The 17,907-nt window shown below is 65.4% G+C and carries 21 protein-coding genes; 8 read left to right on the top strand and 13 right to left on the bottom strand.

All coding sequences use genetic code 11. From position 1 onward, the window contains the following. Positions 1–68 precede the first annotated feature (68 nt). The 6 genes from MFF62_RS08610 to MFF62_RS08585 form a co-directional block, all read right to left on the bottom strand. On the bottom strand, positions 69–794 hold the full coding sequence (locus tag MFF62_RS08610) for a GntR family transcriptional regulator (RefSeq protein WP_238262130.1): 726 nt from the start codon (positions 792–794) through the stop codon (positions 69–71). Between the two features lie 150 nt (positions 795–944). Next, positions 945–1,949, bottom strand: coding sequence for a 2Fe-2S iron-sulfur cluster-binding protein (locus MFF62_RS08605; RefSeq protein WP_238262128.1), 1,005 nt, complete (start codon positions 1,947–1,949; stop codon positions 945–947). Between the two features lie 14 nt (positions 1,950–1,963). Continuing rightward, on the bottom strand, positions 1,964–2,443 hold the full coding sequence (locus tag MFF62_RS08600; protein ID WP_238262126.1) for a GlcG/HbpS family heme-binding protein: 480 nt from the start codon (positions 2,441–2,443) through the stop codon (positions 1,964–1,966). 34 nt (positions 2,444–2,477) lie between these two features. Continuing rightward, the gene (locus tag MFF62_RS08595) at positions 2,478–3,926 is read right to left on the bottom strand and encodes an aldehyde dehydrogenase family protein (protein ID WP_238262124.1); all 1,449 of its coding nucleotides are present in this window, start codon (positions 3,924–3,926) and stop codon (positions 2,478–2,480) included. Positions 3,927–3,998: 72 nt separating this feature from the next. Then, positions 3,999–4,718: an iron-containing redox enzyme family protein gene (locus MFF62_RS08590; RefSeq protein WP_238262123.1), complete on the bottom strand. Its 720-nt coding sequence runs from the start codon at positions 4,716–4,718 to the stop codon at positions 3,999–4,001. A gap of 112 nt (positions 4,719–4,830) precedes the next feature. Further along, complete coding sequence (locus tag MFF62_RS08585) at positions 4,831–5,760, bottom strand: ornithine cyclodeaminase family protein (protein WP_238262121.1); 930 nt, start codon at positions 5,758–5,760, stop codon at positions 4,831–4,833. Positions 5,761–6,033: 273 nt separating this feature from the next. On the opposite strand from MFF62_RS08585, the gene MFF62_RS08580 reads away from it, so the two are divergent. The 4 genes from MFF62_RS08580 to MFF62_RS08565 are packed head-to-tail and all read left to right on the top strand — an operon-like array spanning position 6,034 to position 8,609. After that, positions 6,034–7,572, top strand: coding sequence for a hypothetical protein (locus MFF62_RS08580; RefSeq protein ID WP_238262120.1), 1,539 nt, complete (start codon positions 6,034–6,036; stop codon positions 7,570–7,572). A 41-nt stretch (positions 7,573–7,613) separates the two neighbouring features. Continuing rightward, on the top strand, positions 7,614–7,916 hold the full coding sequence (locus MFF62_RS08575; RefSeq protein WP_238262118.1) for a 2Fe-2S iron-sulfur cluster-binding protein: 303 nt from the start codon (positions 7,614–7,616) through the stop codon (positions 7,914–7,916). 1 nt (position 7,917) lies between these two features. Beyond that, a complete protein-coding gene (locus MFF62_RS08570) occupies positions 7,918–8,241 on the top strand; it encodes a ferredoxin (RefSeq protein ID WP_238262116.1) in 324 nt (107 codons plus the stop codon). Continuing rightward, positions 8,241–8,609 (top strand): 2Fe-2S iron-sulfur cluster-binding protein, encoded by a 369-nt coding sequence (locus MFF62_RS08565; protein ID WP_238262114.1) that lies wholly within the window; start codon positions 8,241–8,243, stop codon positions 8,607–8,609. The genes MFF62_RS08570 and MFF62_RS08565 overlap by 1 nt, the downstream gene beginning before the upstream one ends. A gap of 32 nt (positions 8,610–8,641) precedes the next feature. Here MFF62_RS08565 and MFF62_RS08560 read toward each other — a convergent pair whose 3' ends face one another. After that, positions 8,642–9,463: an IclR family transcriptional regulator gene (locus MFF62_RS08560; RefSeq protein ID WP_238262112.1), complete on the bottom strand. Its 822-nt coding sequence runs from the start codon at positions 9,461–9,463 to the stop codon at positions 8,642–8,644. Between the two features lie 237 nt (positions 9,464–9,700). On the opposite strand from MFF62_RS08560, the gene MFF62_RS08555 reads away from it, so the two are divergent. Next, the gene (locus MFF62_RS08555; protein WP_238262110.1) at positions 9,701–10,612 is read left to right on the top strand and encodes a LysR family transcriptional regulator; all 912 of its coding nucleotides are present in this window, start codon (positions 9,701–9,703) and stop codon (positions 10,610–10,612) included. An 88-nt stretch (positions 10,613–10,700) separates the two neighbouring features. Here MFF62_RS08555 and MFF62_RS08550 read toward each other — a convergent pair whose 3' ends face one another. Together MFF62_RS08550 and MFF62_RS08545 are read right to left on the bottom strand one after the other, a co-directional pair. After that, the gene (locus MFF62_RS08550) at positions 10,701–10,973 is read right to left on the bottom strand and encodes a hypothetical protein (RefSeq protein ID WP_238262108.1); all 273 of its coding nucleotides are present in this window, start codon (positions 10,971–10,973) and stop codon (positions 10,701–10,703) included. 202 nt (positions 10,974–11,175) lie between these two features. Then, positions 11,176–11,727 (bottom strand): YggT family protein, encoded by a 552-nt coding sequence (locus MFF62_RS08545; protein ID WP_238262106.1) that lies wholly within the window; start codon positions 11,725–11,727, stop codon positions 11,176–11,178. A 190-nt stretch (positions 11,728–11,917) separates the two neighbouring features. On the opposite strand from MFF62_RS08545, the gene MFF62_RS08540 reads away from it, so the two are divergent. Beyond that, positions 11,918–12,385 (top strand): MarR family winged helix-turn-helix transcriptional regulator, encoded by a 468-nt coding sequence (locus MFF62_RS08540; protein ID WP_238262104.1) that lies wholly within the window; start codon positions 11,918–11,920, stop codon positions 12,383–12,385. Positions 12,386–12,517: 132 nt separating this feature from the next. After that, positions 12,518–13,237, top strand: a complete 720-nt coding sequence (locus MFF62_RS08535; protein WP_238262102.1) for a glycine zipper 2TM domain-containing protein — start codon at positions 12,518–12,520, stop codon at positions 13,235–13,237. A gap of 181 nt (positions 13,238–13,418) precedes the next feature. Here the strand turns inward: MFF62_RS08535 and MFF62_RS08530 are convergent, their stop codons facing one another. From MFF62_RS08530 to MFF62_RS08520, 3 genes are all read right to left on the bottom strand, one after another. Then, positions 13,419–14,135, bottom strand: a complete 717-nt coding sequence (locus tag MFF62_RS08530; RefSeq protein WP_238262100.1) for a dienelactone hydrolase family protein — start codon at positions 14,133–14,135, stop codon at positions 13,419–13,421. Positions 14,136–14,319: 184 nt separating this feature from the next. Next, positions 14,320–14,739: a hypothetical protein gene (locus MFF62_RS08525; RefSeq protein ID WP_238262099.1), complete on the bottom strand. Its 420-nt coding sequence runs from the start codon at positions 14,737–14,739 to the stop codon at positions 14,320–14,322. A gap of 339 nt (positions 14,740–15,078) precedes the next feature. After that, positions 15,079–15,675, bottom strand: a complete 597-nt coding sequence (locus MFF62_RS08520) for a phospholipase D family nuclease (RefSeq protein WP_238262097.1) — start codon at positions 15,673–15,675, stop codon at positions 15,079–15,081. A gap of 220 nt (positions 15,676–15,895) precedes the next feature. Between MFF62_RS08520 and MFF62_RS08515 the strand changes: the two genes are divergently transcribed. Further along, positions 15,896–16,102, top strand: coding sequence for a dodecin (locus MFF62_RS08515; protein WP_238262095.1), 207 nt, complete (start codon positions 15,896–15,898; stop codon positions 16,100–16,102). Between the two features lie 30 nt (positions 16,103–16,132). Here the strand turns inward: MFF62_RS08515 and MFF62_RS08510 are convergent, their stop codons facing one another. Continuing rightward, entirely contained in the window at positions 16,133–17,809 is a 1,677-nt protein-coding gene (locus tag MFF62_RS08510; protein WP_238262094.1) for a ShlB/FhaC/HecB family hemolysin secretion/activation protein, read from the bottom strand. Between the last annotated feature and the right edge of the window lie 98 nt (positions 17,810–17,907).

Raw genomic sequence — 17,907 nt, 5'->3', positions numbered from 1 at the left:
AAGTGGTGCGTGTTTTGGTACAGGTGCCGACGAGGCGCCGGCGCCTCGTCGGATCGTACGTGCAGGGCTCAGGCCGACGGGTTTGCACCCACGGCTGCCGCCTCGTTCATCGAATCCACGGCCTTGGCCGCGCTAAAGACGTGCCGCGTGGCCAGCAGCGCTGCCAGGTCGGCGTCGCCAGCGATCACGGCCTGCAGGATCTGCGCGTGCTCGTCCCAGTTGGTGCGGGCGCGATTCAGATTGGCCGGCGCAAACAGCAGCGCGGTGCGCTCGCGCAGCGACCGCATCATGTCCTGCAGCACGCTGTTGGCGGCGATGTTGCCCAGCACCTCGTGGAAGCGCGAATTCAGTTCGACAAAGCGCTCGGTCTGGCCGCTGTCGACGGCATCGTTGCCTTCTTTCAGTACTTTTTCGAGTTCCTGGATCAACGCGGGGTCGCGACGCTGGGCTGCCAGCTTGGCGTTGAGCCCTTCCAGCGTGGCGCGCACTTCCACCATTTCGCGAGCGATATTGGCGGACAGGCGTGCCACCGATGCGCCGCGCCGCGGCTCGATCCGCACCAGCCCTTCGGCCGCCAGCGCGCGCAGGGCTTCGCGCACGGGAATGCGCGATACGCCAAGTTCGAGCGACAGCGTGTTTTCCACCAGCCGCTCGCCCTGCTCGTACTGTCCACCAAGAATGCGTTGCCGCAGGGTGTCCGTGACCAGCGCGAAAAGAGGGGAATGCTGGGCGCCCAGGCTGGCGGCCGGGGCATCCGGATTCGGCTTGAAGGCACTGGCGGTGGCGTCGTTCATGATCGGTTCGGCCGTCGGAAATCGGTGTAGTGCCGCGGTCGATGGGCCACGGCGTGAATGCCGCTATTGTATACCGTCACCTCCACATGGAAGACATAGGGTAGACATCTACCGGTACCGTACCCGGCCGCCGTCCAGCCGTTCTAGCGCTCAGCCGCCTGCATGCTGGAACGTGAAGCCGTCCGAATACATGAATGGCGTCTGGGCGCCCAGCACCGTGAAGGTCTGCTTGGCGTCGTGGATCATGTTCGGCGATCCGCACAGGTATATCGCGTGTTCCGACAGGTCGCCAAGGTCGGCGGCCACGGCGTCATGCACATAGCCGCGACGACCCTGCCAGTGTTCGTCGGCGCGTGACAGCACCGGCACGTACTGGAAGTCATACAGCCGCTCGCCCCAGGTGGCGATCTCGTCGTGCAGATAGAGATCGGCCGCCGAACGCATGCCCCAGTAGAGCCAGACGGGCGGGCAATCGGGGTCGTCCATCAGCGATTCGAGCATGCTCTTGATCGGCGCCAGGCCCGTGCCCGTGGCCACCATCAGCAACGGGCGATAGTCTTCCTTGTGCAGGCTGAAGCTGCCGTGCGGCAGTTCCACGTCCAGGCGGTCACCGGCGCGCAGTTGCGGCAGCCGCTCGGACGTGAAGCGTCCGCCGGCGATCTGCCGCACATGAAAGTCCACTACGTTGCCGGCCGGTGCCGATGCCATGGAGAAACTGCGATGGGTGCCATCGTCGAGCAGGACTTTCAGATACTGGCCCGGCTCGTAGGCGAACGGTTCGTCGTCGGGCAGCGCCAGGCGCAGATGCAGCACGTCGGGACCGAGCGGCGCCACCGACAGCACATTGGCGGTTGTGCGCCGCGCGGGCACCTGCGGGCCGTCGGCACGCGCCGTGCTGATGATCAGGTCACCCTCGGGCCGCGCCTGGCAAGCCAGCGCAAAGCCCTCGGCATGCTCCTGCTCCGTCAGTGCCATCGGAAAATCCTCGTACGAGACCGATCCCTGCACCACGCGCATACGGCAGGTGCCGCAACCGCCGAACGTGCATTCATGCGCCAGGGCCACGCCGCTGCGCAGCGCGGCGTCAAGCACCGACTCGCCTGGCGACACCATGAACACCTGCTGCGTTTCCGCTATCTCGACCCGATGGGACATGACGATCTCCCCTCTTACTTCTTGATGTCGGCCTGCGCCAGCACGGTCAGGTCCTCGGCGGCCAGCAGGTCGCGCAGCGCTTCGAGCGCGGCCACGCCGCACGCGGTGTCCTGCTCGCCATTGCCGCCCGACAGACCCACGCCGCCGATGACTTCGCCATTGACCACGATCGGATAGCCGCCCACGAAGACGGCGAACTTGCCGTCGAAGCTCCACTGGATGCCGAATGCTTCATTGCCGGGCAGGGCCGGGCCGTTCGGCGCCGTATTGAACAGGTGCGTGGATCGCTTGTGGCCGGCGGCGGTGAACGCCTTGTTCCAGGCGATTTGCGGCCCGGTGATGCGGGCGCCGTCCATGCGTTCGAGCAGCAGCGGATAGCCGCCGTCATCGACGATGCAGACCGATTCCAGCACGCCGATTTCCTCGGCCTTGCGGACGGCGGCCGCCACCATGTGGCGGGCTTCCTTCAGTTCCAGCTTGATGGCTTTCTTCATGTTCGTGTCCTTCGTGTTCTTGGTGTCCGTGTAATCAGACGCCCTGGTAGACGGTCTTGATCTGCGTGTAGAACTCCAGCCCTGCGCGGCCCGATTCGCGGAACGTCGACGTGCTGGAGCGCTTGAGTCCGCCGAACGGCGCGTTGACCAGGTTGCCCGTGGTGGTGCGGTTGATCTTCACGGTGCCCGATTCGATGTCGCGCGCAAAGTCGTGCATGTAGCGCGGATTGCGTGTGGCGATGGCGGCGGACAGGCCGTATTCGGTGTCGTTGGCCTTGGCGATGGCATCGGCATAGCCGTCCACCTCGATGATGGCCAGCACCGGTCCGAAGATTTCCTCGCGAGCGATGCGCATCTGCTGCGTGACATTGGTGAACACGGCGGGCGACACGTAGTAGCCATGCGCGAATTCGCCGTCGGTCAGCGCTTCGCCGCCGCACAGCAGCGTGGCTTCCTGCTTGCCCGCTTCGATGTAGCCGAGCACGGTCTGCAGTTGCTTGCGCGTGGCCAGCGGACCCAGGTCCATGCCCGGCGTCATGCCGCTGCCGATCTTCAGCGTCTTCACCTTGGCCACGAGCTTTTCGGTAAAGGCGGCCTTCACCTCGCGGGTCACCAGGATGCGCGACGTACCCGTGCACGCCTGGCCCGACAGCGACAGCCCGCCCTTGATGGCCAGGTCCACGGCGCGGTCCAGGTCGGCATCCTCCATCACGATCAGCGGATTCTTGCCGCCCAGCTCCATCTGCGTGCGCGTGGTCATCGGCACGGACCTGTGGATCTGCTCGCCGGCAGCGGTCGACCCCGTGAACGACACCGCGCGCACGGCACGCGATTCGACGATGGTGGGACCCACTTCGGCGGCGCTGCCGGTTACGAAGTTCAGCACGCCCTTGGGGATACCGGCGCGCACGAACGCTTCGGCCAGGCGGTAGCCGGACAGCGGCGCATCGGACGACGGCTTGAACACGACGGTATTGCCCGTGATCAGCGCCGGGGCGATCTTGCGCGCCGGAATCGACACCGGGAAGTTCCACGGCGAGATCACCGTGACTACGCCCAGCGGCTCGCGCAGGCTGTACACGAGCATGTCGGGGTCGTCGTTCGGATAGCTTTCGCCGCTGAAGGTCTGGCCTTCCACGGCATAGAAGCGCAGCGTCTGCGCCGAACGCATGATCTCGTCGCGCGCCAGGTTCAGCGCCTTGCCTTCCTCGCGCGTGAGTTCGGCGGCGATGGCGTCGGCGTTGGCTTCCAGGTGCGCGGCGGCATCGTTGAGGATCTTGGCACGCTTGCCGATGGGGGTGGCCTTCCAGCCATCGAAGGCGGCAGCGGCGGCGGCCACGGCGGCGGCGGCATCGCGCGCGTCCGAGGCGGCATGGCGGCTGACGATGTCGCGCGTGTCGGCGGGATTGACGTTATCGAGCGTGCGGCCGCTGGCGCTGTCGCACCATTCGCCGTCGATGTAGTTGCGGTACGTCTCGGTCATCTTGCGGGGCCTGTTTGTTGTTTCGGTAGAGACGCCGGGCACGTGGCCCGGCATGCCTTGCGACGGCGCGCGTCAGGCGGCGGCAGCTTCCTGCTTGGTGTCGACGTAGTCGTAGTAGAGCGCCGTGGTGTACAGCAGGCGCATCTGCGCGCCGATCTCGCAGATCTTCAGGCAGCGCTGCTGCAGCTCGGGCGTGTTGGCATGCTCCAGCACGATCTGGTAGCCGCGTTCGCCGTGGATTTCGTCGGACACGATGTGCAGGTCGAAGAATTCGACCTCTTCATCGGTGAAGCCATACTTCTCGCGCAGCGTGGGGGTTTGCTTGCGATAGATCGACGGCACCTGCGATTCCAGGCCCACCACCAGGCCGGCCACCGCCACCACCGGGTCTTCGCGCATCGCCACGGCATAGCACCAGCTTTGCAGGCCACGCGTGGTGGGCGACATGTTGTCCGGGCTCACCACGCGTTCGCGCGTGGTGCCGCAGGCTTCGGCAAAGCGGATCAGCAGGTCGGTATGGCGGTCGCCGCCGATTTCTTCCTCGTACATGTTGGCCAGCAGGAAGTCCTTGGCCTCGGTCATGTGGTCGGGCGTGCGGGCGTAGATGTAGCCCAGGTAATCGGCAAACGGGCCCACGTAGTGATAGTGGTTCTCGGCCCAGCGCGCCAGATGCTCGCGGGTCAGCGTGCCGCCGGCCCAGGCCTTGCTGAACGGCGCCTGGTTGGCGCTCTTGCCTTTGATGGCGTTCTCGAGGGCGGCGCGGAAATCTTCACGGTTCATGAGTTCAGGCATTTGGGGACTCCTGTTTGTCTGGCGTTCGGGGTGGAATGAATTTGTATACTTTCTACAACATCAATCGGGCGATAAAAAAAACGCGCAAGCGGTGACTTCCGGTATTTCTGAATCAGGCGGCGGCAGCCTGCGCGGCGGAGATGCGCTGCCAGGCAATACCTGCCAGCGCCACGTCCTCCAGGCCAACCCCCACGGATTTGTAGATCACGATGTCGTCGGCATGCCGGCGCACCGTCTGGGTTTCGAGTAGTACATCCGCAAGCTCCACGATCTTGTCGTCGGGTAATACGGCCTTGTCCGCCAGCACCAGGTCGCCGGCTTCGCGCAGCGACTGCGGGCGCCATTCCACCACCACGGTGGCGGCGCGCGACAGCAGCGTGTCGTCCAGTTCGCGCGTGTGCGGCAGGCTGGAGCCAATGGCGGCCACGAAGGTGCCGGGTTTGACCAGCGCACCGGAGAACAGCGGCGTGGTGGAGCGCGAAGCCGTCACGATGATGTCCGCCGCGGCCACGGCTTCGTCGGGCTGTGCAAAGGCCACCTCGATGCCGCACTGCGCGGCCAGCCGTTCGGCAGCCTCGGCATCGGCATAGGGGTCGCAGACCAGGATGCGCTTGAGCGGCAATGCGGCCGACAACTGCAGCGCATGCTGCACGCCTTGCGTGCCGGCGCCGAACAGCGCCAGCGTCTGTGCATCGGGGCGCGCCAGCCGGGCCGCGGCCAGCACCGTGCAGGCCGCGGTGCGCAGCCGGGTGATGGCGCCGGCGTCGAACGAGGCCAGCGGGCAGCCGTCAACCGTAGAAAACAGCAGGATGACAAAAGAGAACTGACCGGCGATGGTTGTATAGACCTTGGCACCGGCCACCTGTTGGGCCGGAATGACCGCGCCCAGCGTCGAAAGCTTCACGCCGCCCGCTTCCGTACGGATGCGTTCCTGCATGGCGGCCTCTCCCCGGCCAAAACTCCGGAAGGCTTCCAGCATCGCGGCCTGGGCATCGGCGGCCGTGACGTGGCGATCGATCAGGGCATCAGTCACATGGAACATGGCAAGGCATCTCGAAAGCTGATTTGGTATACAGTCTACACATAGTTTCGGAAAAAGCCACAGGGTTTTCCCAGGTTATCGGGATTTGCCGGATTGGTGCGGCATGCGCGCAAACCGTGCTCTGTAGCCAGAATCGGCACCGATGCGGTGATTTCCCTATGTCGCGCAGTTTTCGCTTGTTCTTCGTTCACTGCGGGATATAGTATACAAAAACAGAAGCAAGACAGAATTCTTATACCGCCCCCACAAGGGCCCCAGGAAAAGGGGAGCCTCATGCATCAAACCGTTGAGATTGGCCTGGCACATTGGGTGTATCTGCTAGGCGTGGCAGTGATCGTGTTGACCATGATCCTGCGGGCCAATGTGGTGGTGCCGTCGATTCTCGGCACCTTCCTCGTGATCCTGGCCATTACCGGAAGCCCGATCAGCGCGCTGGGCGGCATCTTTTCGGCAAGCTTGGTCGCGGCCAAGGAGCTGTTCAATATCTTCCTGGTCATCGCGTTCATGACCGCGCTGCTCAATGCGCTGAAGACGTTGCGATCCGATATCCGCATGGTCGAGCCGTTCCGGGTGGTGATGAAGAACGGGCACAGCGCCTACTTCATCCTGGCCGGTATTACTTATGTGATCTCGCTGTTCTTCTGGCCCACGCCGGCCGTGCCGCTGGTGTCGGCCATCCTGCTGCCGGCAGCGATTGCCGCCGGCCTGCCGCCGCTGGCTGGTGCCATGGCCATTGCCATCGCCGGCCAGGGCATGGCGCTTTCCTCCGACTACGTGATTGGCGTGGCGCCCGGCATCAGCGCCAAGGCGGCGGGTGCGGCAGTCAGCGCAGCCGTGGTGGCAGACCGGGCCCTGATCCTGTCGATCATTACCGGCGCCATCGCGTTGTCGCTGGCCTACCTGTCGATGCGCCGCCACATCGTGCCGGCCAACGGCGCGCTGCTCGATCGCTGGCAGGCACGTGCCACGGGTGCCGACGCCGCCGTGGAAGCCACCGGCACGTTCGACAAGGCCGAGATCGCGCGCGGTACCTCGCATGAAGAACCGCTGGCCACCGACGCCAATATCGAACAGAGCCTGGCCATGGTGGCGCGCCGCCGCGTGAAGTGGTCGAAGTTCTTTGCCGTGCTGACGCCGCTGGCGTTCGCCTGCGTGGTCACGCTGATGGTCGCGCCCAAGGTGGCTTCGGGCATGCCCGACCTGAAGGGCGGCGCCGCTGCCGCACTGGTGGGTGGCGTGGCCGCGCTGCTGATGATGCTGGCCACGCTGGCCGCCGAAGGCCCGCGCCGCATGCTCGACGTGTGCCCGGACCACATCACCGACGGCTTCGTGTTCGCGTTCAAGGCCATGGGGTCGGTGCTGCCGATCGCGGGCTTCTTCTTCGTGGGTGCCGGTGAGACCGCCGCGCAGATCCTGGGCGTGGACGCCGGCAAGGCGCCGAGCCTGCTGTTCGAACTGATCCAGGCCTACCAGCACATGATCCCGGACAACCACGTGCTGGTGGCGTTCGGCGTGCTGCTGGTGGGCATGATCACCGGCATCGACGGCTCGGGTTTTGCGGGGCTGCCGTTGACCGGCACGCTGGCCGGTGCGCTGGGTCCGGTGGTGGGCTTCGACTCGGCCACGCTGGCGGCCGTGGGCCAGATGGGCGCGGTGTGGACGGGCGGCGGCACGCTGATCGCCTGGTCGTCGCTGATTGCCGTGGCCGGCTTTGCACGTGTGCCGGTGCTCGACGCCGTGCGGGCGCTGCTGCTGCCCGTGCTGGCCGGGCTGTTCGTGTCCACGATCTGCGCCATGTTCCTGTGGCGCTGAGCGCGTCGCCCCGATCAAATCTTCAAAGGAAATTCGCTGTCATGCCGAAAGTAGTCTTCCACAAGCACGGCCAGGTGTTCGTCGACGAGGTCAAGCCTGAAACCAATCTCGTCGTGCGCGCCGGCATCAAGCAGTTTCCGTATCCGAACCTGCGTTACGAATGCGGCATGGGCAAGTGCTCGAAATGTGCCTGCAAGGTGCTGGCCGGTGCCGAGCACCTGCCGCCGCCCAACTGGAAGGAAAAGAAGCAGCTGGGCGAGCGCCTGGACCAGGGATTCCGGCTGGCGTGCCAGATCTGGCTCACGCACGACATCGAGCTGGAGCAGGAAGAACTGGCGGCCTGACATGTACGTGATCCTGACCAGCAAGCCGGGCCAGTTCCGCACCGAGGCCGTCCCGGGCGTGGAGCCGCGCGAGACTTGGGAATACCTGTTCTACGGGCAACCCAAGGCCATCTTCGTGATTGCGGAACTGATCGACACCCAACGGACTGTAAAGGTGCGCGTGATCGACGAAACCTCCGCGCCCGATGCGCCCGACGCCGCACCCGTGATCAACCACGTGCCCACCAAATTCCTGGAGCGCTTTGACACGCTCGACGCCGCCCATGACGCGCTGAACAAGCTGGCGCACTTTGGCAGCATGGATCTCTCTATTAGGAAGCAATGATGCGGGCCGACACCGAAGCCGATGCCACCGTGACCGAAGACACCGAAACCCCCGCGCCGCCGGCGCGCACCGTCGAAATCACGTTCGTGACCAATAGCGGCAAGACCGTGACCGCGCCGGAAAACAGCAATCTGCTACGCGTGTCGCTGCGCGAGCAGGGCGGTATCCCGTTCAAGTGCGGCGGCGGCATCTGCGGCACCTGCAAGTGCCGGATCGAGAGGGGGCTGGAGCATACCGATGCCGTCAAGCCCAAGGAGCGCAAGCACCTCAATGACGACGACCTGCAGGCTGGCTATCGCATGGCTTGCCAGACGTTCGTCAAGGGCGACGTGGCGGTGTCGTGGGAGCCGCGTACCGGCCCGCGCTGAGCGGCGCTGACTGACTGGCCGGCGCCCGCCGGTCAGGTTCGCAGGCTCACCATCGCCGAGATCTTCTCGGCGGCTTCCAGCAGCGGCGGCAGAAAGCGGTCGGTCATCTCCTGCGCGCTGGTGCGATTGGCCTGGCCGCTGATATTGAGCGCGGCGATCACCTGCCCGGCGCGGTTGCGGATCGGCGCGGCCAGCGATACCAGCCCTTCCTCCAGTTCCTGGTCGTTCTGCGCCCACCCTCGTGTGCGGATCTCGGCGATCAGCGATTTGAGTTGAGCGATGTCGGTCACGGTGCGGCGCGTGCGCGGCTGCAGATCCGACGCTTGCAGCACACGGTCGAGTTCGGCGTCGCCGAGCCCCGACAACAGCACGCGCCCCATCGACGAACAATAGGCCGGCAGGCGGCTGCCAATCGACAGGTTGATCGTCATGATCTTGCGGGCCGGCACGCGCAGCACGTAGACGATCTCGGCGCCGTCGAGCACGGAGATCGAGCAGCTTTCGTGCACGGACTGCGACAGCGCCTCCATGACCGGCTCGGCCAGGTTCCAGAACGGCATTGATGTCAGGTACGCAAAGCCGAGATCGAGGATCTTCGGCGTCAGACGGAACAGCCGCCCGTCGTTCTGCACATAGCCCAATCCCACCAGCGTCAACAAGATGCGCCGCGCCCCGGCACGCGTGAGGCCGCTGGCCTGGGCGATTTCGGTCAGCGTCTGGGCCGGGTGGTTGGCATCGAAGGCACGGATGACGGACAGGCCGCGCGCGAAAGACTGCACGTAGCTATCGCTCGGCTTTTCTGTCGTACCGGCAACGGGCGCGCGGGTCGTAGCGGAATCGGCAGGATGCGCCATGGATCTGAAAAGGTCTGAAGAAGGCTCGGGAAGGCCGAAAGGGTAGAGGAAATGTGCCTGCTTTGCCAGCCCGAGGCAACCTTTACGGCGTCTTGCTACCCTGCGTGGAACTGTCACGGAACTATCGGCGGCACTGACTAGACGAATCTGTCTATCGCATAATGTGCGACCGCCCGTGGCGGCAAAAGCCGACGACAGGCGGCCACGACAACAGTGTCATGCAAGGGAATGGGTCCGGTGAGCGAGACAATCCAGTGGAATGATTGGGAGGCTTTTTGCAGTGTGGTGGAGCAGGGCACGTTCACGGCGGCGGCCGCCGCGCTGGATTGTCCGAAGTCCCGCGTGTCGGCGGCCGTGATCCGCCTGGAAACCGCGATTGGCGCCAAGCTGCTGGAACGCACGACGCGCCGCATGCGGCTGACCGACGCCGGCGGCGCGGTCTATCGCGATGTGGCACCTCTGTTCGCGCGGCTGCGTGAAATCCGCCAGGAAACGCTGGCGCGCGAAGAGCGCGTGCAGGGCATGCTGCGCATTGCCACGCCTTACGAGTTCGGTGCCCAGCAACTGGGCGGCGTGATCTGCCGGACGCTGGCGGCGCACCCGGCACTCGACATCACCGTGGAAATCGCCCAAGGGCTGGTCGATCCGATCCGCGAGGGCTATGACATCGCGTTCGTCACCGTGGATACCGACCTGCCCGACTCCGGCACTATCGCGCGCCGCATCTGGCACGTGGAACGGGGCCTGGTGGCGGCGCCCAGCCTGGCGGCCAGCCTGCCGGCGCAAATGCAGCCCGAGGATCTGTCCAACATGCCCACGCTGGCCACGCCCGGCGCCTCGGTGTGGGAATTCTCACGTAACGGCCAGCGCATTCCGGTGCCGATCCGGCCGCGCATGCAGACGTACAACGCCGAACTGCGCATGCAGGCCGCGCTTGCCGGGCTGGGTATCGCACGGGTGCCGATGACGGCCGCCGAAACGGAAATCGCACAGGGCAGGCTGGTGCGGGTGATGCCGGACTACCCGTTGCCACCGTTGAGGGTGTTTGCCTTGCTGCCCGACCGGCGACTTCAGCCGCGCAAGGTGCGCGCCTTCATGGAAGCGATCGAATCGATGATGGGAGAAGAGCTCGACGCGCTGGGGAACTGACTGGCGCGCCGAGGGTGGCCGGGCGGAGCAGGGGGAGCGCCCCGCCGGGCCGGCTTCGCCTGGGGATGGCGAAGCCTGGGGACGATGCTTACGCGCCTTCGGTGAAGCCGTCGCGCTTTTCGGTCACGCCGCGGGCGCCGTCGGTGTAGACGTCACGCTTTTCGAGCGCGCCACGGGCACCGTCGGTGTACACGTCACGCTTTTCGGTCACGCTGCGCGCGCCGTCCAGGTACGGGTCGATCTTGCGGCCGATGCTGCCGTCCAGGCGAGCCAGGTCGGACACGGGTTGCGAAGCCAGGGCGGCATTGGCGCCAGCCGACAGGCCGATGGCGCAGAGCAGGGAGAGGGCGAGGGTCTTCATGGTTGTGCTGTTCCTACTTATTGGCAGAGATCGCGGTTGGTTCCCGCGGTGGCTGTAATGTAGGCGTCGGCACGTACCCGAAAAAGGGCGAATCCTCGACAGACTGTCCAGTGAACTGGACATTAGGGGTTAACCCTAGAGCATGTGTTTGTGATACGGTGGCGCTCCCGCCACCGGTCAGGATTTCAGGGTTAGTGGTTGCTCACACCGCACCACGGCTGACGCCGGCGATCACCATCAGCAAAATCTGGGCAATCACGAAGAGCACCAGCGGTGAGAGGTCAAAGCCACCCAGGCGTGGCATGACGCGCTGGATCGGACGTAGCAGCGGCGCGGTCAGGTGCCAGATCGGGCCGGCCAGCGGCGATTGCGGGTTGAGCCACGACAGCACCGCCATCAGCAGCGTCACCCACATCACCATGCTGATGCCCCACTTGAGCATGCTCAGCAGGGCCAGCGCCAGAATGGCGGGCAGGAAGGCCAGCGGGTCGGCGTTGAGGATCAGCGCGCGGCACACCAGGAAGGCCACGGCGGTCAGGTAGGCCGCCAGGATGGTGGCCCAGTCGATGCCGCCGATGCCGGGGATGATGCGGCGCAGCGGGCGCACGATCCAGTCGGTGACCTGGAACACCCCCTGCGACACCGGGTTGCGCGTCGGCAGCCGGGTCAGTTGCATCCACAGGCGCAGCAACAGTGCCATGCCGAAGAGCGTAAAGACGGTATCGAGCAGAAATAGGATGATTTCCGTGAACATCGGGCGGATTTCCCTTCAAGACGTGAGATGCCGACAGGGTGTCGGCGACCGCACAGATTCTGCCATACCCCGCCGACCCGACCGCGTGGAAAATGGGACCGGAATGCGCGTCAGCGCACCGGATGTGAGCATCGCACCCCATATAATGGGCGCCTTGTCCATCTCGTCAGAGCAGTCGATCTTCCGCCCTATGCCACGCCAGCCTGCCGCCGCGAAGTCTTCCAACGATGCCGCCTTGCTCAGCAAACAGGATTTTGAGGCGCTGTCCGATTTCCGGTACCAGTTACGGCGCTTCCTGCGGTTTTCCGAAGACGCCGCGCAATCCGAGGGTGTGACCGTGCAGCAGTACCTGCTGATGCTCCATATCCGTGGCAGTCCGGACAAGAACTGGGCATCGGTGGGCGAACTGGCCGAACGGCTGCAAGCCAAGCAGCACGGTGTGGTGGCGCTGGTCAATCGCTGCGAGGCGGCGGGGCTGGTGGCTCGCCGGCAGAATCCCGAGGACCGGCGCGTGGTGCAGATCCATCTGCTGGCCAAGGGCGAACGCTGCCTGAACCGCCTGGCGGCGCTGCACCGCGCCGAGCTGGAGTCGCTGCGCGGCACGTTCCGCGTGGCGCGCATCACCGCGTTCAACGACGACGAGGCCGAGCGCACCTGAGCTCGGACGGGGTAGTGCCAGCGTCGTTACAGGCGGTTACCCATCACAATCTCCGGTGACACCTGCGGTCAGGGCGCGGCTCTAGACTGCCGCGCATATCAACACGCGCGCTTGACGCAGGAGTCCCCCATCATGTCCATCACGATTCGCCCGGCCGTTCGCACGCTTGCATTGGCCATCCTGGCCGCCAGTACGCTGGCCGGCTGCGCCGTGCCCTATGGCGCCGGCTACGGCGACGGCTATGGAACGGGGTACCAGACCGGCTACCAGACGGCGGGCTACGGCGGCGCCGGCTATGGTTCCGGCTATGGCGCGGGCTACGGCACGTCGGGCACGCAGATCAGCGGCGCACCGGCCTATCCGCAACAGTCCTATCCGCAGCAGCAATATCCCCAGCAGCAGACCTATCCGCAGCAGCCCGGCTACGACCAGTATGGCTATCCGCAACAGGCGCAGGGCAGCTACGGCAACGGCTACAGCGACCCGTACGCGGTGCAATACGGGTGGGTCGAGTCAATCGAGCAGGTAGGCGGACAACCGTCCAACGCCAGCGGCGTGGGCGCCGTGCTGGGCGGCGTGGCGGGCGGCCTGCTGGGCCACCAGATCGGCGGCGGACGCGGCAACACCGTGGCCACCATCGGCGGCGCCGTGGCCGGCGCGCTGGCTGGCAACGAGGTGGAAAAACGCACCAACACCACGCCCCCGGCCTTCCGGGTGCGCGTGCGCACCAACGAGAGCGGCTACATGACGCTGACGCAGGCCAGCCCGTACAACCTGCGCATCGGTGACCGCGTCAAGATTCAGAATGGGGTGGCTGTGCCTTTTTTTTTGGTTTTGCTGGGGGGTTTTTAATCACCGCGCTGGTTTCCCCCCCTCGCCCGCCGGGGGGGTGAGGGGCGGGGGGTGTGGGCCTGGCGGTTCTAATTGCGACTCGTCGGTAAGCAGAGCCTCGTTGCCCTCACCCCCAACCCCTCTCCCACGTTGTGGGAGAGGGGAGCAAACCGGCAGGGGAGCAAAATCAAAAGCAAGTCTCTTACGACAACGCGTTCGCCAGAAACGCCAGTGCCCGTCCATGCGCCAGTGCCGCCGAACGCTGGTGGTACGAACCGCGTGCCCAGCAATTGAAGCCGTGGTCGGCCTGGTCGTAGACAAAGACCTCGGTGCCGCGCTTGCCCGCCACGGCTTCGCGGACCTTGTCCACGTCGGTGGCCGGGATATGCGCGTCGAGCGCGCCATAGTGGAATTGCACCGGCACGTTGATGGCCGCCGCTTCATGCAGGTTGTTCTGGATGCCGCCACCGTAATAGGGCACCGCCGCATCTACCAGGCCACGCGCCGCCGCCATGTACGACACCAGGCCGCCAAAGCAGTAGCCCACGGCCGCCACCTTGCCCCCCTCTCCGATCTCCTGACGCAGTGCCTGCACGGTTGCGGCGATGTCCGCCACGGTGTCCTCCAGGTTCACGGCCTTGCGCAGCTCCATGGCCTTTTCCCAGTCCTTGCCGTCGTACCCCAGCTCCACGTGCGGCGCCGAGCGCCAGAACACGTCCGGGGACAGCACCACATAGCCGTCGGCCGCGTATTGGTCCGCCACGCTACGGATGTGTTCGTTGACGCCAAAGATCTCCTGGACCAGCACGACGCCGGGATTGCCGGGTTTCTTGCCGGCGGGCGGCAGGCTCAGGTAGGCGTCGAAGCTGCCGTTGGCGGTGTCGATACGGATCCAGCGGCTGTTGGGCGTGAGGCTCATGGTCGGGAAACTCCAGGAATGAATGAGTGCGGCAAGTGTGCCACCGTCGCGCGCCTCGTGCAGGGGGCCGGTGCGAAAGCCGCACGCCAAAAAATATGCCGGCACCCGCGGGAGGGGTAGCCGGCATGGCGGCCGCACTTGCGCGCGGCGCAGGACTGCTTGACTTGTGGATCAGCCGCGCCGCTTACCAGCGCAACTGGACATTCTTTTCGCCCGGGCTCAGCGTGGTGCGCTTGGCTGTGCCCTCGAAGGTGGCAACCACCTGGTACGACGCGCGCGGCCCCTTGATCAGGCACCGTGGACCGGTGGACGTGAACTCGGCCACCTGTTGCCCGTTGCGCATCAGCTTCACGTTGACGTCAGACAGGTACTCGCCCCGCCCGCCCTGCGTGAACAGCAGGCCCATGTCGTAGTGGCGGGCCTCGGAGTTCATCTCGGTCTGTTCGTCGGCAGCCACGCCACCGCAGACATAGGTGAACGGGCCGGCCGTCGACGTCTTCATGTCCGCGCTCGCGGAAAACGACATACCCAGGGCCGCGGCGGCGGCACCGATCGCGCACCAGGTGCGCACCTGTCGACCAATCGTGGACTTGTTCGTTTGCATCGCTTCCTCCTGCCAGGTTGACGGGATGACGCGACGCGGTACGCAGGCCGTGGTGGCACGTTGGGGCAGGTTCAACGCCGGATTTAACGGTGGTACACAGGCCCGGACAAAACGGGCTGTCGCGCATCCTCGGATAAATACCTGAAGTACACACCACCGCACAACAGCGGTCTGTCGGCGTTTCGCTGATCTTCCTGCGGGACGAGGTCGGGGGGTGCGACGAATAGCGGCCATTTACGGCCCCATTCGTGCGGCGGGGGATGGGATGAGAGGCGCCGCTCACATGGCGCCCCTCCAAACGGCCGTACGACTAGATGTCGCAGGAGGACAGAAAGGGCCTCAGTAGGCCGAAGACTTCTCGAAACGCGTGTGCCAGTTGTCGGTGTACGCCTTCACCACGGCGCTGTCGCCACGGATCAGCATGCCGTTCTCCGCGTTACGTTCCTGCGCCGACTTGGTGAAGTTGAACGATCCGGTGAACACGGCCTGGTCGTCGAACACCATCACCTTGTTATGGGCGATGGCCGGCCGGGTATCGATGACCACCGGGATGCCGGCGTTCTTGAGGAAGGTGGCGCTGGTGTAGCGCTCGGATGCCTGGCTCTTGTCGACGATCACGCGCACGTCCACGCCGCGCTGGTGCGCCTCGGCCACGGCCTTGGCAATGGGCGTGCTCGTGAACGAATACGCCTGGATCAGCAGCCGGTTGCGCGTGCGGTTGATCGCGTCGACGATCATGTCCTGGCAGCTCGGGCCATCGGGCACGAAGCACAGCGTGTACGTGCTGCCCGCCGCGAACTGGCTGCTGTGCGCACGTGGCGTGGTCAGGGCGTCGACCGCGCGGTCGAGCATGGAGGTGGTGCGCGCCTGGGCAGACCCGGCGATGACGAGCAGGCCCGCGATGCCCGCCGTGGCGAGCCGCCTGCATTGAAGCAAGGAAAGAAACATCAGGTTACAGGGTGGTGACAGGGAATCGGAGGGCAGGCAGCGTAACAGGCCCCGCGCGCATTTCGCAACAGAAAACGCGCGCGCGCATGTTCGGGAACTGCCGTGCCTCCTTGGGACTCGACCTGACTGGTGCCTATGATGAAGGCGACGTGGACGCGGTGGGGCTGGATGCACCGCCGCATGAACCCTGCAACACAAGGAGACCCGCATGTCCGACCATACCTACAAGCTCGTGGAGATTGTTGGATCGTCCCCCGATAGCAGCGACCAGGCCATCCGCAACGCGCTGGCCAAGGCCGGCGAGACCATCAAGCATATCGACTGGTTCGAAGTCATCGAGATACGCGGCCATGTGCAGGACGGCAAGGTCGGCCATTTCCAGGTGTCGCTGAAGATCGGCTTCCGCGTCAACTGACGCGCGGGTTGACGCGAGAAGCCAGGGCGATCAGTCGAACTGGTACGACCACAGCAGGTTGATGCGCGGCGAGCGGTGGCTGGCGTTGGTGGGCTTGTCGCCCACCGGCTGGGCCAACGAGACATCCATCGTGTAATAGCGGCGGTCGGAAAACCGCAGGCCGATGGCCAGCGACTGCAGCGTGCGGTGCGACAGCGACACGCTGTTCGAATACACGCGCGCCATGTCGGCCACGACGAACGGCTGCAGCGTCTTCAGGTACGTGAAGTCCAGCGTGAACAGCCGGTTCAATTCGGCCGATGCGCCCCAGCCCTTGTCGCCCGCGACTTCGCCGGCCGGATAGCCGAGCCCGAAGAAGCGGCCGCCAAAACTGATCTGTTCGCTCGACGCCAGGCGGTTGCCGCTGTACTGCCCGGCCGCCGACAGCGCGACGCCAAAGCCAAGCGGCAGGTCGTTCGCCTGCGACAGCAGCAGCCGCGTGCGCCAGAAGCTCAGGTCATTGAGGTTGTTCTCGCGATTGGCGCCCAGCGCATCAAAGCCCTTGTAGACACCCAGCGTCGCGTTGCGCGTCACGCCGGTGCCACGCTGCAGGTACGACGCCTCGGCGCTGGCCACGCGCACGCTGGTTGACAGCTCCACCTGACGGCCGGCGCCCGGCTGCACGGCCTGCGTGTAGCGCTCGAACTGGCTGTTGGCGTAGAAGCCGCCGGTCAGCGTCAGCACATGGCGGTTGTTCAGGATCACCGGATAGCTCAGCGATCCACCCAGCCGCTTCGAATCGTTGACGTAGCGCGGGTCGAAGCCGATGGGCGCCAGCGTGCTGTTCTGCGGTACGCCGCGATAGTGCGACGCCGTGATCTTGGCCAGCATGCCCTCGGTGCCCAGCGGCTGGGCGTAGGTGGCGCTGTAGTACTCCTCGTTGTCGCGGCCCTTGGGGAACAGCGTGGAGAACGACAACTGCTCGCCCAGCGGCGTCAGGCTGTTGGTGGTGGCCGTGGCGATGGCGCGCACGCCCGGCGACATCCATTCCACACCGGTACCGAACGTGAACGGCTTGCGCTTGACCTCCAGCACCATGTCGCACGCGCCGTCGGTGGTGGTGGGCGGCTGCACCGTGGCGTTGACCTGCATGCCGGGCTGCTGCGCCAGCACGTTCACGTAGTGCTCAAAGCTCTCCTGGCGCAGCGGGCGATCCTTCTTGAGCTGTTCGGCGATCTTGCGCAGGCGCGCCTCGGCGGGCCCGGGCTTGCCCTTGACCGTGATGTTGGCCACGTAGCCTTCCACCACGGTGATCAGCACCTTGCCGTTCTCGAACGACTGGGCCGGCACGAATGCGAACGACAGCGGATAGCCCGCGTCCTTGTACATCTGCGTCACCGACTCGGCGGCCTGCAGCAGCTCGGCCACCGTGATCTCGCGGTTGGCCAGCGGCGTGAACTTTTCGGCGATGCGCTCGAACGGCAGCGTCTTCGCGCCTTCGATCTGGAAGTGTTTCGGCGTGAGCCGCGAGGCCAGCAGGTTCTGCATCGCGGCATCGGGACGCTCCACCTGCACGGTGACGTTGCCCTGCGCGGGGCGGCTTGGCGCGATGCGCGGCAAGGTTTGCGTGGGATCGCCCTGAACCGGGCCGCGTTCGGCGTGGGACACGCCGCTCTGGATGATGCCGACGCCGATCAACAGCGCGGCGACGCGATTGCGTGGTTGCATGGTATTACCCCTCGAACTGGAAAACTGCCTGCGGCTATGTGGTCATGTGCCACGGACAACAGGGATGCCGCTTCCCTGTCGTCCATCCGGTGGCCGTG

The sequence above is a fragment of the Cupriavidus pauculus genome, from assembly GCF_022179805.1.
Classification (GTDB): Bacteria; Pseudomonadota; Gammaproteobacteria; order Burkholderiales; family Burkholderiaceae; genus Cupriavidus; species Cupriavidus pauculus_E.
The sequence above is the reverse complement of the archived record's forward strand: the minus strand, read 5'-3'. Positions and strand labels throughout refer to the sequence as shown.

Excerpts from the sequence above, each read along its gene's own strand:
- MFF62_RS08610 (WP_238262130.1), bottom strand. The coding sequence starts at position 794 with ATGAACGACGCCACCGCCAGTGCCTTCAAGCCGAATCCGGATGCCCCG.
- MFF62_RS08605 (WP_238262128.1), bottom strand. The coding sequence starts at position 1,949 with ATGTCCCATCGGGTCGAGATAGCGGAAACGCAGCAGGTGTTCATGGTG.
- MFF62_RS08600 (WP_238262126.1), bottom strand. The coding sequence starts at position 2,443 with ATGAAGAAAGCCATCAAGCTGGAACTGAAGGAAGCCCGCCACATGGTG.
- MFF62_RS08595 (WP_238262124.1), bottom strand. The coding sequence starts at position 3,926 with ATGACCGAGACGTACCGCAACTACATCGACGGCGAATGGTGCGACAGC.
- MFF62_RS08590 (WP_238262123.1), bottom strand. The coding sequence starts at position 4,718 with ATGCCTGAACTCATGAACCGTGAAGATTTCCGCGCCGCCCTCGAGAAC.
- MFF62_RS08585 (WP_238262121.1), bottom strand. The coding sequence starts at position 5,760 with ATGTTCCATGTGACTGATGCCCTGATCGATCGCCACGTCACGGCCGCC.
- MFF62_RS08580 (WP_238262120.1), top strand. The coding sequence starts at position 6,034 with ATGCATCAAACCGTTGAGATTGGCCTGGCACATTGGGTGTATCTGCTA.
- MFF62_RS08575 (WP_238262118.1), top strand. The coding sequence starts at position 7,614 with ATGCCGAAAGTAGTCTTCCACAAGCACGGCCAGGTGTTCGTCGACGAG.
- MFF62_RS08570 (WP_238262116.1), top strand. The coding sequence starts at position 7,918 with ATGTACGTGATCCTGACCAGCAAGCCGGGCCAGTTCCGCACCGAGGCC.
- MFF62_RS08565 (WP_238262114.1), top strand. The coding sequence starts at position 8,241 with ATGCGGGCCGACACCGAAGCCGATGCCACCGTGACCGAAGACACCGAA.
- MFF62_RS08560 (WP_238262112.1), bottom strand. The coding sequence starts at position 9,463 with ATGGCGCATCCTGCCGATTCCGCTACGACCCGCGCGCCCGTTGCCGGT.
- MFF62_RS08550 (WP_238262108.1), bottom strand. The coding sequence starts at position 10,973 with ATGAAGACCCTCGCCCTCTCCCTGCTCTGCGCCATCGGCCTGTCGGCT.
- MFF62_RS08545 (WP_238262106.1), bottom strand. The coding sequence starts at position 11,727 with ATGTTCACGGAAATCATCCTATTTCTGCTCGATACCGTCTTTACGCTC.
- MFF62_RS08540 (WP_238262104.1), top strand. The coding sequence starts at position 11,918 with ATGCCACGCCAGCCTGCCGCCGCGAAGTCTTCCAACGATGCCGCCTTG.
- MFF62_RS08535 (WP_238262102.1), top strand. The coding sequence starts at position 12,518 with ATGTCCATCACGATTCGCCCGGCCGTTCGCACGCTTGCATTGGCCATC.
- MFF62_RS08530 (WP_238262100.1), bottom strand. The coding sequence starts at position 14,135 with ATGAGCCTCACGCCCAACAGCCGCTGGATCCGTATCGACACCGCCAAC.
- MFF62_RS08525 (WP_238262099.1), bottom strand. The coding sequence starts at position 14,739 with ATGCAAACGAACAAGTCCACGATTGGTCGACAGGTGCGCACCTGGTGC.
- MFF62_RS08515 (WP_238262095.1), top strand. The coding sequence starts at position 15,896 with ATGTCCGACCATACCTACAAGCTCGTGGAGATTGTTGGATCGTCCCCC.
- MFF62_RS08510 (WP_238262094.1), bottom strand. The coding sequence starts at position 17,809 with ATGCAACCACGCAATCGCGTCGCCGCGCTGTTGATCGGCGTCGGCATC.